General features: G+C 55.6%; 10 protein-coding genes. 5 read left to right on the top strand and 5 right to left on the bottom strand.

The window, feature by feature from the left end:
- The first annotated feature begins 27 nt into the window (after positions 1 to 27).
- The 4 genes from MPAL_RS13355 to MPAL_RS14845 all read left to right on the top strand — a co-directional run bounded on the left by MPAL_RS13355 (position 28) and on the right by MPAL_RS14845 (position 9861).
- Positions 28 to 1206, top strand: a complete 1179-nt coding sequence (locus tag MPAL_RS13355; RefSeq protein WP_148208251.1) for a tubulin/FtsZ family protein — start codon at positions 28 to 30, stop codon at positions 1204 to 1206.
- Entirely contained in the window at positions 1170 to 3299 is a 2130-nt protein-coding gene (locus tag MPAL_RS13350; RefSeq protein WP_148208250.1) for a DUF2298 domain-containing protein, read from the top strand. The genes MPAL_RS13355 and MPAL_RS13350 overlap by 37 nt, the downstream gene beginning before the upstream one ends.
- A gap of 195 nt (positions 3300 to 3494) precedes the next feature.
- Positions 3495 to 5240, top strand: a complete 1746-nt coding sequence (locus MPAL_RS14850) for a carbohydrate-binding protein (RefSeq protein ID WP_012619254.1) — start codon at positions 3495 to 3497, stop codon at positions 5238 to 5240.
- Positions 5241 to 5697: 457 nt separating this feature from the next.
- A complete protein-coding gene (locus MPAL_RS14845) occupies positions 5698 to 9861 on the top strand; it encodes a PKD domain-containing protein (RefSeq protein ID WP_012619253.1) in 4164 nt (1387 codons plus the stop codon).
- A gap of 426 nt (positions 9862 to 10287) precedes the next feature.
- Here MPAL_RS14845 and MPAL_RS13335 read toward each other — a convergent pair whose 3' ends face one another.
- From MPAL_RS13335 to MPAL_RS13315, 5 genes are read right to left on the bottom strand one after another with little or no spacing between them, the layout of a single operon-like run.
- Positions 10288 to 11064 carry a CBS domain-containing protein gene (locus MPAL_RS13335; protein ID WP_012619252.1) on the bottom strand — a complete coding sequence of 259 codons (777 nt, stop codon included), beginning with the start codon at positions 11062 to 11064 and terminating at the stop codon, positions 10288 to 10290.
- Entirely contained in the window at positions 11061 to 11894 is an 834-nt protein-coding gene (locus MPAL_RS13330; RefSeq protein ID WP_012619251.1) for a CBS domain-containing protein, read from the bottom strand. The genes MPAL_RS13335 and MPAL_RS13330 overlap by 4 nt, the downstream gene beginning before the upstream one ends.
- A gap of 5 nt (positions 11895 to 11899) precedes the next feature.
- Entirely contained in the window at positions 11900 to 12841 is a 942-nt protein-coding gene (locus MPAL_RS13325) for a CBS domain-containing protein (RefSeq protein ID WP_012619250.1), read from the bottom strand.
- 1 nt (position 12842) lies between these two features.
- On the bottom strand, positions 12843 to 13601 hold the full coding sequence (locus MPAL_RS13320; protein ID WP_012619249.1) for a CBS domain-containing protein: 759 nt from the start codon (positions 13599 to 13601) through the stop codon (positions 12843 to 12845).
- A gap of 8 nt (positions 13602 to 13609) precedes the next feature.
- Positions 13610 to 14173, bottom strand: coding sequence for a CBS domain-containing protein (locus tag MPAL_RS13315; RefSeq protein ID WP_012619248.1), 564 nt, complete (start codon positions 14171 to 14173; stop codon positions 13610 to 13612).
- A 167-nt stretch (positions 14174 to 14340) separates the two neighbouring features.
- On the opposite strand from MPAL_RS13315, the gene MPAL_RS13310 reads away from it, so the two are divergent.
- The gene (locus tag MPAL_RS13310; RefSeq protein ID WP_012619247.1) at positions 14341 to 14979 is read left to right on the top strand and encodes an Era-like GTP-binding protein; all 639 of its coding nucleotides are present in this window, start codon (positions 14341 to 14343) and stop codon (positions 14977 to 14979) included.
- Positions 14980 to 14982 lie beyond the last annotated feature (3 nt).

Genomic DNA, 14982 nt, shown 5'->3' with positions numbered 1-14982 from the left:
CAGTTGCAGTACGAGAGGTGGCAACTGGTGCGTATATTAGCAATCGGACTTGGAGGGGCTGGTTCCCGGATCGTGGACACCCTTCACCGGCATGATCGGAAGAGTGGTCTCCCCTGTGTTGAGGGGATCGTCATCGATATCGATCCCAATCTTCTCCGGTCCCTGGTGTCCCTGCCAGAGGAGGCCCGGATGTTCTTCCCTCTGGTCGGACGTGCCCGGCCTGAACGGGTGGTCAACGCCGAGGAGGTCCTCTCCCAGGTGATGCGAGAGGATATGGCTGGGATCGATGCGGTCCTGATCTGTGTCGGTTTGGGGGGAAAGATGGTGGACGCCGCTCCCGCCCTGATCCATGAATGCCGGCGTTCGTTCTCTGACCCTGTCTTTGCCCTGGCGGTCCTCCCCTGTCTTGAGGAAGGTGCCTGCATCCAGGCCAAGGCCGGTGATGATCTGGAGATGCTCGAACGGTTGGTCGATGGGGTGATCCTCTTTGACAACGAGACCTGGCATGCTCGGATGTCACAGCCCTCCTCTTCACAGGGCCTCCGGGGGATCCTCCCCGATCAGATCGCATCCAGGATCCTTGAACCCGAGACTCCGGGTGGGGTCTATGCAGAGTTGAACGAAAATATTGCACGTCGGATCAGTCTCCTGTTGCGGGCCGGCGAGCTCGATCAGCAGGGGATCGAGTCAGCCCAGACGGTGCTCGATGCTGGGGAGGTGCTGAATACGATCACTGGAATGGGGATCTGTGCGATCGGTTATGCGGTCGAAAAACTCCCGGATCAGCAACTGACCCGATTCTTCAAATCGAATATTATACAAAAGTCAAAACCGACCGTCATCGAGAGTGATGACCAGTACAAGAAGGCCTCACGGGTGGTGGACCTGGCCAAGAGGGCTGTGTACAAGGAGCTCTCCATCCCCTGCGATCTGACTGGGGCTGAGAAAGCGCTGGTGCTGGTGGCTGGACCCAGTTCTGCGATCTCTCTGAAGGGGTACCAGACCGTACAGCGGTGGATGGACCAGTCGATCGGAGGGCTGGAGGTCAGGGCCGGCGACTATCCGATCTCCCGGTCCTCATACCTCGGGGTGATCGTGATCCTCTCGGGCCTCTCCAGCATTCCGCGGGTTGAGCAGGTCAAGGAGATCCGGGATCGATACAGAAAGGAGTGCGAGATGGCCCATCTACAGGGCGACGAACCCTGATGGCCCTGCTGGTCGAAGGGCTGGAGGTCCTCCTCTGGCTTGTCCTCCTCCTCCTCTTCGCTGCCGCGCTGTACCCGCAGATGCGAAAGATCGCCCCCACATGGGCGGTTCCATTCTCTCTGAACGGAGGTCTCCTCCTCTTCACCGCGATCAGCTGGTACTGTGGGCTGGTGCACCTTCCTCTCCACCTGGCGCTCCTCCCATTCATCATCCTGGTCATCTGGCAAGCAGTGACCCGGCAGTATTCCTGGAGATTTCGTGGAGTCGATCTTCAGTTCCTGGTCGCCGGTGGTGCTGCCTTTCTGTTGTTGCTGGAGTTCCGGTTTCAAACTCCGATGATCAGTACCAGCGAGAAGTTCATGGACCATGCGATCCTCGCGTCGATCATCAGGACACCGGTGGTACCGCCGCTCGACCCCTGGTTCGCTGGCGGGTCGATGAACATCTATTATTATCTTGGCCATTGGATGATGGGGGCGCTTGGAGTGGTAACCGGCATCCCCTCGACGGTCGTCTTCAACCTGATCCTGCCGACGGTCTTTGCGCTGACGGTGATCAACCTGCTGGCACTGGGTCGGCTGATTGTCCCTCGTCTCCCCTGGCTGCCGCTCCTCCTCCTCGCCCTTCCTGACCCGGAGTTCCTGATCAGGATCGTTTCTGGGCAAGAACTGCACCATGTCTTCTGGGAGAGTAGCCGGGTTATCTCCGGTGCGATCGACGAGTATCCACTCTTCTCGTACCTCTGGGGGGACGCCCATGCTCATGTGATGGCCCAGTTCAACCAGGCGTTTCTGCTGTTATTGTTGGCGTTCTGCTGGTACCACTGGTCCACGCTCTCCAGCCGCTCCAAACTTCTTGTCTGCGGTCTCCTGACGCTCTCGCTCGGTTCGATGGCGCCGATGAACTCTTGGGACGTTCTGGTCTACGGGCCACTGACGGTGGGTGTTGGGGTGCTGCTGGCCCTGCAGAATGAGGAGGGGACGTTTGTGGAGAGAATTACTCATATACTGCGGAGGGGTATACGTTCACCCGGACCGCTAATCTGGCTGGCCGTTGGGGTTCCCATCGCAGCAGCCCTACTCTACCTCCCATTCTACCTGATGATGAAGACAGCCGGGACAATGGGGCTCTTCTTCATCGGGGGAGCGGCCCACCCTCCCTCTGGGGTCGTTCAATTCCTTCTCTTCCATGGGATCTTCCTTGGATTGCTTTACCTGGTGCTGGCCAGGGATATCCGGGCACGCCCGTACCTGCTGTTCATAGCCATTCCAGTTGCGCTCGCAGGCTACCCGGCTGCCGCGGTGGCGCTGGTCCCGCTCATCTATCTGATCACCCGCAGAACCTACGAACCCGCTGGCATCTTCGCGGCGACTGGACTGCTGCTGGTTGTCCTCTGCGAGTATGTATACTTGGAGTCGACGTTCACCACGACCGCTTCGTTTCGGATGAACACGGTCTTCAAACTCTACTGGGCCGCCTGGCTGCTGATCGGGGCGGGGACGCTCGCCCTCACCGGCACTGCCGTTGCCTCCCGACTGTCTCATCCCCTTCTCTCCCCTGCTCGCTGGCGGGGTGTGATTGCGGTGGTGCTGATGATACTGTTGATCACACCGCCGGTACTCGGGCTCGACTTCGACAGTCATCTCTTCTATCAGCCGCATAAAGGGGGGGCGTACACCCTCGACGGCTCGGCGTACCTGGCCTATGATCATCCGGCCGATGCTGCTGCGATCGCTTTTCTTCGGAACAGGACCGATATACCCTGCATCATCGAGGCCGCAAAGAACGAACACAGTTACTATTCGCGGATCTCCTCGTTCACCGGGATCCCGACAGAGGTCGGCTGGCTCTTCAATGAATACCTCTGGCGAGGAAACCCCGACAACTGGTACTTCCAGCGGATGGGGGATATACAGAAGATCTACGAGTCGCCAGATGATACGGTTTCGCTGATGGACTGGTATGGGTGCCGGTACCTGTATGTCGGGCCGCTGGAGGGGGATACCTATAACTTGAGCCTTCCGCACACCGGGTTGACGCCGATCTATACCGGAAACGGGGTGACGATCTTTTCAACAACGGGGTCAGCGTAGCCAGAATGGCGGTAGTCACATGACGAGGTCGATCATAACATCAACAGCGATGTTCTACGCTGGATGTCACCACCCAACAGTTGATTATCCTGCAAGGGCAAAGATCGTTCATTATTATGGATTCCGCTGGCCGGTCAGATCTTGGATTCTCCGGGAGATGACACCCGGGTCTGGACTCCTCCGAGGTACCTGTCCATGCAACGACACACATTATATAATATCCTCGTGATCGGGCTGATCCTCGCCGCCGTGGGTGTGGTCTCGGCTGCTGATCCAGTGACTCTGTCTGCAACGAACGTCTCCGGGGATCAGGTGCAGTCTGCCGATCCGTTCATGCACCCATCCCCTGAGGTGTTGAAGCGGTGGATTGATGAATACAACATGGCCCCGGAGGCACCACAACCCAGTTTCTTACGAAGGATGATGGCATCGTTTCAGACCGAGCAGAACCTGCTCTCTGTGATCTCTTACAATGTCACTGAGCGGAACCAGAATCCGATCGGGAACTGCTGGGTATGGGCCAGCACTGGGGTGCTGGAAGTTGCTCTCTCCGAGCAACAATCGATCAAGGACCGGCTCTCGATCCAGTACCTGGATTCGAACTATAATGGGGGGTCTGGCCCTAACTGGGCTGGTGAGGGCGGGACACTCGGGGATTTTGTCGGGTTTTATTCGGAGAAGAAGATTGCGGTTCCCTGGTCCAACACCAATGCGAGCTTCCAGGATGGGACGGCCTACTCTGAGGCCAGAATGAAGGCAGCGGTTGCAGCGGCCGATATTCAGACCGTACCGAACTATCCGATCACGTCGATCACTGAGCAGAGGATTCCAACGGCTGGGGTTGGGGATAGTGCGGCGATCGCGAATATCAAGGGGACACTCGATAGCGGTAAAGCACTCTATCTCGGGTTTGTAATGCCGAACGCCGATGCGGTCGTCAGTTTCAGTAACTTCTGGTATTACCAGGGCGAGGATGCAGTCTGGAATCCGTCACCATTCGCAGGGAAACCGTACGATCCTTCCCACGGGGCTAGCCATGCCGTGACGATCGTCGGCTACAACATGACCGATCCGAACAACCGTTACTGGATCGCGTTGAACAGTATGGGGGCTGGTGCATCCGGCAACCGGCCTGACGGGACGTTCCGTATCAAGATGGACATTGACTACAACGCCATCTGTCCATATGTCTTTACGGTCCCGATGACCACCTGGGAGACGGAAGGTGTCACGTTTGGAGAGATCCCAACACCGATCCCAACACTGGCGCCGTATAACGGCTCGCACCAGGTCCCAGGGGTGCTCCAGGCCGAGGACTACGATCTCGGTGGGGAGGGTATAGCTTATCATGACACCACCACTGGAAACGCCGGCGGAGCCTACCGGAGCGATGACGTGGACATAGAGACTGCCGGCGGGATCACCGACATCGGCTGGATCCGGGACGGCGAGTGGCTCGAGTACACACTGAATGTTGCCAGTTCCGGTTCATACACCGCAACGTTCAGGACAGCAACCTGGAGCAACGGGAAGGCGATCACCATCCAGGTGGACGGCCAGGAGGTCGGAACCGTGCAGGTCCCCAACACCGGCGGGTCGGAACAATATACTAGTGTCTCCACGACCCTCCCGCTCACGGCCGGCCTCCGCCACCTGAATCTCTCCTTCGTCGGCGATGGGCTGAATCTGGATCAGGTCAGCTTCACCACCGGCCAGGCGGTTCAGGTAGTTCCAGGGGCGACTGAACTGCCCCGGGACCTGAACAGCGATGGATTGTACGAGGATCTGAACGGCGACGGGTCACTGAACTTCAATGATGTGGTTCTCTTCTTCAACCAGATGGACTGGATCACCGAAAATGAGCCTATCAACACATTCGACTTCAATCGGGATGGACAGATCGACTTCAATGATATCGTCCTCCTCTTCAACCAGCTCTGACCGGGGCCGACGCCCCTGATCTCCCCCTCTCTCATCGCGCATTTGCGCGTCTCTTCTCCGGATTTTTCGGCTGACCGGGGCTTGGTCTGAGTTACTCTTATATCCCTTAATGTCTCTCAGGTCTATTTGGAGTCTTCAATTCCTCTGTCAACGTGCCCCTTCTCCAGGGGCCGATGGAGATGAACTCTGGGCCAGGGAAGATTGAGAGAACTGCTAAATCATCGGGGTTGCAAAGCTTTCATCCGGGTTTGGCGGGGAGGTGAGGTGTCAGGAGAGATCCTCCCTTCGTTGAGGAGAGTCGGAGGTGAATTATGGCCAAAAAACGTGAGTAATCGTACTTTTTGACCAATCGAGAGAGTTCGGATCAGGAAATGTATATAAATGAAATCGATTAAATGGAAACGTTTAAACCGTTTGGGATGGTTAAATCTACTATGAACCAAAGGAGGTTATTGATATGAGATTACCCAAGAGTAATCCATCAGGCAGACTGTTCCTAGTCTCTCTGATGGTAATCATGGCCTGCCTGTTGATTCCAGGGGCGTTCGCCGCCTCGGCAACAGCAGACCATACCAATGATAAAGGATACGGAGGCATAGGGCCGATCGTGAACTTCACGGTAGACCACAGCAGCATCACTGCCGGTGATTCAGTTAAGTTCACCGATACCTCGTATGACAACATCACATCACAGGCGTGGGACTTCGGCGATGGCTCGATCTCCCTTGATGCAAATCCAACGCACACCTATACAGCAGCTGGGACCTATGTCGTCGCTCTGAATGTGCAGAATGCAACTGGATACGCATCTAACACAAGTGGAATGACTGTCAATGGATACACGCTTCCAAGCATTACGGTTGCATCTGTTCAAGATGTAGCACCGCAGTTCAATATCGGTCTGAACGGAAACACCTATGGTGTCTTCGGAGCGACCGGGAGTGCGAGCACATTCTCTAACGCAACAGTCAATGTTGGAGACGCCCTGACATTCACCGATGCCTCTACCGGTGTTCCAACTACCTGGTCCTGGAACTTTGGTGATGCAAGCGATCTGATCACAACCCAGAACGCGACCCACACCTTCACTCAGGCCGGTACCTACGTGGTCTATCTGACTGCAGGTAACGTCAATGGTCAGAAAACATCAAATTCACTTACAATAGTTGTCAATGGAGGGATTGCCCCTGTATCAGCGTTCACCGCCTCGAATAATGGCGTTGAGAACAGTTCAGTAGCAGGAACACCAGACTACGCTAATGCCGCTTATCTGAATGGCACTGCACCGATGACAGTTTCATTCACCGACAAGTCGACCAAGGTGCCATCGTCCTGGTCATGGACCAAAAACGGTACAGTCTTCTCGACTGAGCAGAACCCGTCCCTCACCTTAAACCAGGGGCAGTACCAGATCATCCTGAATGCAACCAATGCACAGGGCAGCAACCTGTCCTCGATCTGGATTAACGTAGCAGGCCCATCAACACCGATTGCACACTTTGTTGCAACACCCTCAACCGGAACCGCACCACTGTCAGTTCAGTTCAACGACACCTCAGATGGTGGCCTTGCTGCTCCGACCAGCTGGCTCTGGAACTTCGGTGACGGAACCCAGGGGTCGACCGTCCAGAACGCGACTCACACCTTTACCGCTGCAGGCACCTACACCGTCACTCTGCAGACCAGAAACGGGGCAGGAGTTTCCACTCCGTTTACAGGCACGATAACTGTTAATTCACCTACAACTCCAAGCGCGAACTTCAAGATCAATGGATCCACTGCTGACAATTACGCACAGAACCCTGTGACCATTCTCGTCGGCCAGCCGGTCTACTTCAATGATACCTCGTCAGGTTCACCAAGTTCCTACAACTGGATCTTCAGCGACGGACAGCCGGTGCCGACACAGGCCAATGTCTCCCGCTCGTTCAGCGTGCCAGGGACCTTCTGGGTCTACCACACCGTCACGAACGCAGCAGGATCGGACTCTAAGCTGAACCTCTTCACTGTCACGGTTGCTCCAGTAACTGCAGCACCGGTTGCGAGCTTCACTAAGAACGCAACAGATGGCGAAGCACCGCTGACCGTCTTATTCACCAACACCTCAACCGGAGCACCAACCACCTTCCAGTGGCTGATCAACGGAGTGCAGCAGGGAACCGATGCGAACCTGACCTACACGTTCGCAACCCCGGGCACCTACAGTGTTGTACTGATCGCATCCAACGCGGGTGGTTCAAGTGCAGCAGCAGCACAGACCGTTACGGTCTCTGGTGTTAGTGGAATTCCAAATGCAAACTTCACCTTTACATCACCCAGCTTTGCAGCACCATCTCAGGTTCAGTTCACCTACGCTGGTGGCAATGCGACCCAGTTCCTCTGGACCTTTGATGATGGAACCACCTCGACTGAAATGAACCCGGTGCACACCTACCAGAACGCCGGAACCTACTCGGTCAGGCTGACCACAACCAATGCAAAGGGAACCAACTACAAGATCAATGATGTAACCATAACCCCGCTCGGCAACCCGGTTGCCAGCTTCAATGCAAACACAACTGCAGTTACCAAAGCCAGTGCTGCATCAGCACAGGTCTCAGGACAGTCACCGTTCACCGTCGTGTTCAATGACACCTCCTCAGAGCGGCCAACTGCATGGTACTGGAACCTCGGTGACGGCACCACTTCAACCTCACAGAATATCACCCACACCTACACCACCCCAGGCAAGTACGCAGTCTACCTCGTGGTGGCCAACAGCCTCGGTGCATCAGACTATGTCTACGCCCCGACTCTGATCAACGTCAGTGCACCATCACCGGTCACCGACTTCAGTGCAACCCCGAGCACCGGCGCTGCACCTCTGAACGTTCAGTTCACTGACCTGTCCGGAAACAATCCATTTGCATGGGCATGGAACTTCGGCGATGGATCTATCTCCGGAGCACAGAACCCAAGCCACACCTACACAACCGCAGGGAACTACACCGTTACCCTGACAACTCAGAACAGTGTCGGAACCAGCACCAAGTCCAAGGTGGTCTCGGTCATCTCACTGAGCAAGCCGGTCAGCAACTTCACGTTCGCTCCGGCAGCCGGACAGGCGCCCCTGACCGTGCAGTTCGCCGACACCTCGTCGAACTCTCCATCCTCGTGGAGCTGGACCTTCACTGATGACTTCTCGACCAGCAATGTCCAGAACCCATCACACACCTTTGCCACTGCAGGCACCTACGGCGTTCTTCTGACCGCCTCGAATGCAGCTGGAGCTGGGGACATGAAACTGCAGACGATCACCGTCTCCGCAGCACCAGTCATCACTCCAGTCGCGGACTTCACCGCAACCCCGACAACCGGCGTTGCACCACTCTCTGTCCAGTTCGCTGACAAGTCGACCAATGCAGATGTATGGGTCTGGACCTTCGGCGATGGGGCTACATCAACCCTGCAGAATCCACCAGCGCATACCTACACAACAGCAGGCACCTACACGGTACAGCTGCAGGCAGTCAACTCCACCTCAAGCAGATCCAACACTGCATCGAAGACGATAACCGTCACCGCTGCACCGCAGACTCTCCAGGCAGCCTTCAATGTTAACGCACAGACTGTCCAGCTCGGAACTGCAGTCACCGGCACCGATGCATCCACCGGGTACCCGGCCGCATGGTCATGGGACTTTGGTGACGGATTCACCGCATCGAGCCAGAACATCAACCACATCTACAGTGCTGTTGGCACCTACACCCTGAGTCTGACCGTCACGAACGGAACCCAGACCAGCACTGCCAGCAAGACGATCAACGTCTCCGCTGCACCAACGACCACTGTTACAACAACGGCAACCCAGGGTCAGCCCTACAACGGGCCACACAACGTACCTGGCACTGTCCAGGCCGAGGACTATGACCTCGGTGGACAGAACGTCGCCTACTATGACACCACCTCCGGCAACGCAGGCGGGGCATACCGCACTGACGATGTTGACATCGAAGCAGGCGCAAGCGGCTACGCTGTTGCCTACGTCATCGGCGGCGAATACCTCACCTACTCAGTCGAAGCAGCAGCAGACGGCGACTACCCAGTTACCCTCAGAGCAGCCAACCCAGACGGAACCACAAAGACGGTGACTGTCTCAGCAGGTAGCTCTTCGACCCCTGTCAGTGTTGCATCCACCGGCTCGTTCGACACCTACAACTCCTTCACCTCTGCAGGTACACTTCACCTCGAACAGGGTAGGAATGTTGTCAAGGTTGCCTTCAGTGCCTCAAGGATGAACCTTGACTACATCACGATCGGGTCTGGTGTAACGCCAACCACGACCGTGACCACACAGCCAACCACAACCGTAACCACACAGCCAACCACTGGGGCGGCTAGCTTCACCGTTAGCCCAACCTCCGGAAAACACTCACTCTCCGTTGCACTCACAGACACCACCACTGGCGGCAACCCCGTCTCCTGGAAGTGGAACTGTGGGAACGGCCAGACCTTCTCAGGCCAGAACATCGGCCTGAACAGAATCTGGTACAACAACGCAGGGACGTACACCATCACCCTGACGGTGACTGATGCGAACGGTTCAACAAGGACCGCAACGCACACTGTCACAGTCTCGTGAGCATCTGCTCACCAGGGACCATTTTTTTTATTTTCGCGCTTTTCTCAACCAGTTCTTTTCCAGTCCGATCTCTCCAAGTTTGTAATCAGTAGAGAGTTATCCCGCAAATCAGATCTTGATACACCCTGAACACATCACAGAAACCAGAGAGTCTTCCTATTCAAAATAGTCTCTCTGATCCTCCCTGCCGGTCATAGATCTTTTTCACTTATTTCAGTAGAGATTGTCAGAGACCTGTATCGAAGGCGACCTGCCAGAGATCCCTTTCTTCTGATCGAGTGTCGACAATTTTCCGATTCTCCTGGAAGGTAAAAAATGGAGGATATGGAGTATCATCTGAGAACAATAGAGTTCAATAAAAAATAGACTAGAATCCGTGATTCGTGAGTCATTGACTGGTGTCGTTCATTAAAAAAGAGAATGAGATCAGAGGGCATTGACCAGTGAACGCCGGGTTACAACTCCGGCAATTCTACCTCCCTCGACCACCGGCACTGCGCTGATCGAGCGTGCCAACAGCAACTGCGCCACCGTGGCCGTGTCGACACCGGCGTCCACTGATATCAGAGGTGAGGACATGATATCCCGAACGATCAGATTCCTGATCCGGTGGTCTTGGTGCTTGTCAGGGATCTCCTCGCGAAACTCCCGCATTGAACGGGCCACGTCGGTCTCGGTGACCATCCCGATGAGCCCCTCGCTGTCAGTCACCACATACCGGCTCTCGTTGTCGTCGATGATCCGCCGGCGGAGGTGGACGACTCGTTCATCGGCATTGATCGAGTTCACCTTCTCGATCACCCCTGTGAGCGGCACCTGCGGAACCATCACCTTGAGCAGGTTGGCCGCGGTCACCTGCCCGATCAGCCGGTGGTCCTTGTCCAGCACCACGATCAGTTTGTAGTGCTGGAGCAGTGGGATCAGTACTTCGAGTCCCTGGTCAGGGTACGCCGAGGTGAACTCCTCCTCGATCACATTGGCGACATGGATCTTGGATGGTGAGATGGTGGCGTTCTTCTTGGACCCGAGTGCCTCGGCAATCGCCTTCCGTGAGACTGTGCCGGCGACTACGTTCCCCTGGGTGACGATCAGAGGGTCAGTTCCCTCGTTCAGCATCTTGTCGAGGGCTTCGGTGATCACTGCGGACTTTGCGATGGTGATTGGCTTTGCCATGATATCCTGAATTGAAAACTCTCCGTTCATCGTGCTACTTCCTGTATAATGTCGTCTCTCTTGAGAATTCCTCTGAGTTCATTATTATCTGTCACTACAAGACTGTTGATCGCTCTCTCTCTCATCCAGGCTACCGCCTCCCCTACCAGATTGTCGGCTCTGATCGTCTCCACCGGGCTTGACATCACGTCCTCTGCGATGAAGGTGACATCCCTGACATGCCGATAAGCCTTCCTTCCAGCCGGCTCCTCCCTGCGGAGCATCGTTACATCCTTATCCAGGACGTCACCTGCTGGATATTCGAAGAAGGCCAGATTGCTCTCGGTGATGATCCCGGCCAGTGACCCGTCGTTGTTGACCACTACCACCTTGTCGTTCCGTTCGCTGATCAGGTTCACCACATGGTCAAGTGAGTGATACCTGCTGACTGTTGTTGCGTCCTCCATCAGATCCCCGACGGCCCCGTGGATCCGTCCCACCAATGCCGACCTCATCAGGTCCGACTTGGTCACGATCCCGATCAGGGTGCCGTCCTCAACCACTGGCAGGCTGCTGATCCCTTCATTGACCATCAGACGGGCCACATCCCGGATCGTCGTATCAGGGGCAATGGTGATCGGGTCTGCGATCATCAGGACACTGACCGGGATCTGATCGATCGGGCGCCGCCGCCACGATGGCTCAGACTGTCGCAGCCGGTATGCTATATCCTTCTTTGTGATGATCCCGATCAGTATGTCGTTCGAAACGACCAGCAGTCGTGAGATCCTGTGCCGGAACATCAGGTTCCGAGCCCTCGCCACATTCTCTGAAGGCTCGATCACATAGACCGGCGCAGACATAATTTCTGATGCATGCATGCATTTCACCGCCCTGCAAATGCTTTAACCAGGTCGAATTCAGTGACCAGGCCGATCAACCGGGAGTTTTCGATCACCGGGAGTGCCCCGATGCCCTTATCGAGCATCTCCTTGGATGCCTGGGTGATGCCGGTGTTCGGGGTCGTGGTGATCAGATCCCCTGACATCAGATCCCTGACTGGCAGTGCCATCACCTCGCTGACATCCCCGGTCACCAACTGGTCAAAGACCCGGCCAGTGCCCAGATACTTGACGATGTCGGTCGAGGTGATAATCCCAAAGAGAACCTCATCACTGACCACCGGCAGACGTCGGAATGTATGCTTCACCATCTCTCTGGTGACTGCACTGATCGGACTATCAGGCCCGATCACCCGCAGCGGGGAGGACATGATCTCCTCCACTGTCAGCATACTCCGTTCTGTCTCAAAGAGGCGCATCAGATCTCGTTCGGTCACGATCCCCTGAAGGACCCCCTGATCGTCGAGGATCGGCACTCCGCCGATCTTCTTCTCGACGATCAGGTTGATAGCATCTTGAATTGAGGCCATTGGCGTCAGCGAGATGAACTGCTGACTCATAACCTCCCGAACACTCTCGTTGAGAGCCGCGATCAGGTTTCCCTCGTTCTTCACCGTGACAAGACTATACCGATCCCCCCCACCCATCAGGCTGATGATGTCGCTCGCGGTCACGATCCCCCGCATCTTCCTGGTGCCGGGGTCGACGATCGGCAACCTGCGGAACCCACAGGTGGTCATCGTCTCGACCGCATTGATGATCGTCGCGGTCTGGGCAACTGCAATCACATCCCTGGTTGCGATCCCCATCACCTGTCCCTGCTGTTCGACGATTCTGGACTCGAATTCTACAGGACCACGATCAAACTTCCCTGGCATCTTCAATAGTTTGTCCCCCTGTTTGTTGGTACGTCCATTCTGGTTCATATCACAGCGTCCTCTCTGCCTGGATCTTCAGCCCGTTCAACACATCGTGCCGGTCAAGGATCCCGACCACCTTTCCATCCTCTTCGACAGGCAACCTGCTGATGTCATGCTTGATCAGCAGTTCTGCAGCGGTTCTGATCTCCTGTTCAGGGGAGATCGAGATGACTGGAGTGGTCATCAATTCCTCGACCATCGCATTCCCAGACTGCATCAGCGAACGCCTGAAATGACCTGCATCGAGGAGATCGCGCCTTGATATCATTCCGATCAGCAGATGCTTCTTCAACACAGGAAAGGCCGTATACCCGCTCTCGATGATCAGGGTGTGGACCCGCTGAAGCGGATCGTTCGCCTCTGCGGTCACAACCTTCTTCGACATGCAGTCAGCGACCTTTCCCTTTGGTTCATGCCGCGAGAGCACGATGGGGAAGAGGTCGGAGACCAGGATCCCACCGATCAGTTTTCCATTGGAATCCACCACTGCTGTGCTGTCGGTCCGTGATTGTATCACCGTCGCTGCGACCTTCTCCAGCGTGTCCTCGGGGGTCACCATCGCTGCTGTCTTGACGAACCCTTCCAGCGTCACGTTCGATCTGGTCGCGTTCACCCGTAGTGCATCGGAGATATCGATATACCCGGTACACCGCCCCTTTGCATCAACGATATAGATCTCACGGAACGCATCATCGCGCAGGACCTGCCTGGCCCGTGTGATGTGATCGTGATCGCCCAATACCGGAACCGCTGATACAATATCCATCGCCACTTTCACAGGTGTTCCTCCTCACGGCAGTTGCCGCAGAGCATCATAGAGTCGACACGCAGCAGGTCTGTGGCCATGATTCCGCATCGCTCACAGATCCCTCCATCATATCGGTCAGGCCTATTGATCTCGATCAGATCATTCATGATCTCATTGATCTCGCTGGTCACGGACAGCAGGTCTCGAACGGTAACGATCCCGATCACCCTGTTCATTTCGTCGACGACCGGCAGTCGCCTGACCCGGTGCTTCACCATCATACTGGCAGCCTCACTGACGGTCCGCTCTGCATTTATTGTGATCAGGGGGGTGCTCATTATCTCACTGACTCTGACCTCCCCTGGCCTATGATTCTTTGCGACTACCTTGCAGTTGATGTCCTGCTCGGTTACAATCCCTATCGGGAGGTTATTCTCCAGCACTATGCAACTGCCGACGTCGGCACTGCACATGGTCATTGCAGCTCTGGCTACCGTTGCGTTGTAGTCTATTGTTGCGGGATGACGACGCATCATCTCCTTCAACTGCACGTGGGTCTCCAGGTGGATGGAATCAGAAGATTGTTTCATGGATTCTCCCCCTTTGTCAACGTTCAATGATAGTCATTATGATTCATTAAGGTTTGCTACAGGAAGGAAGAGCATTCTTTTGTTCCAGATCTGTTCAAAAAGAGATAACTATCCCGAAGTACCATAGTAGATCTGCAAGGTTGTTGATTGTGTACATGGGGTGCTGAATGGATATTTTTACACAGGCAAGAAAGCGGCTCTCAAAGTTCTTACGGGTATTTTTAAAGAGAAGGCGGTCCCGGATAGGGATTTATGGTCCTCCAAATGCAGGAAAGACTACACTGGCCAACCGGATCGTCCGGGACTGGACTGGCGATGCCCTTGGCCCGGTCAGTGAAGTGCCTCATGAGACCCGGCGAGCACGGCGCAGAGAGGATATTACGATCACCTCTGCGAACGGCAACTCGATCGCCATCGATATCGTCGATACCCCAGGTGTGACCACCAAGATCGACTACCACGAGTTCACTGAATACGGGATCGAGAAGGATGAGGCCATCAAGCGGGCTCGCGAGGCCACCGAGGGTGTAGCCGAGGCGATGCACTGGCTCCGCGAGGACATCGACGGGGTCATCTATATGCTTGACTCGACACTCGACCCGTTCATGCAGGTGAACATTATGATGGTTGGGATTATCGAGTCTCGGAACCTGCCTGTGCTGATCGTCGCCAACAAGATCGATCTCCCGGACGCGGCCCCTGCCCGGATCAAGAGCGCCTTTCCCCAGCACCCTGTGGTCATGATATCCGGTCTGGAAGGCAAGAATATCGATGAGCTGTACGAAAAGATGACCAATTTCTTCTAGGTG

Source organism: Methanosphaerula palustris E1-9c (assembly GCF_000021965.1).
In the GTDB taxonomy this organism is placed as follows: Archaea; Halobacteriota; Methanomicrobia; order Methanomicrobiales; family Methanospirillaceae; genus Methanosphaerula; species Methanosphaerula palustris.
This window is presented reverse-complemented; position numbering and strand designations above follow the sequence as displayed.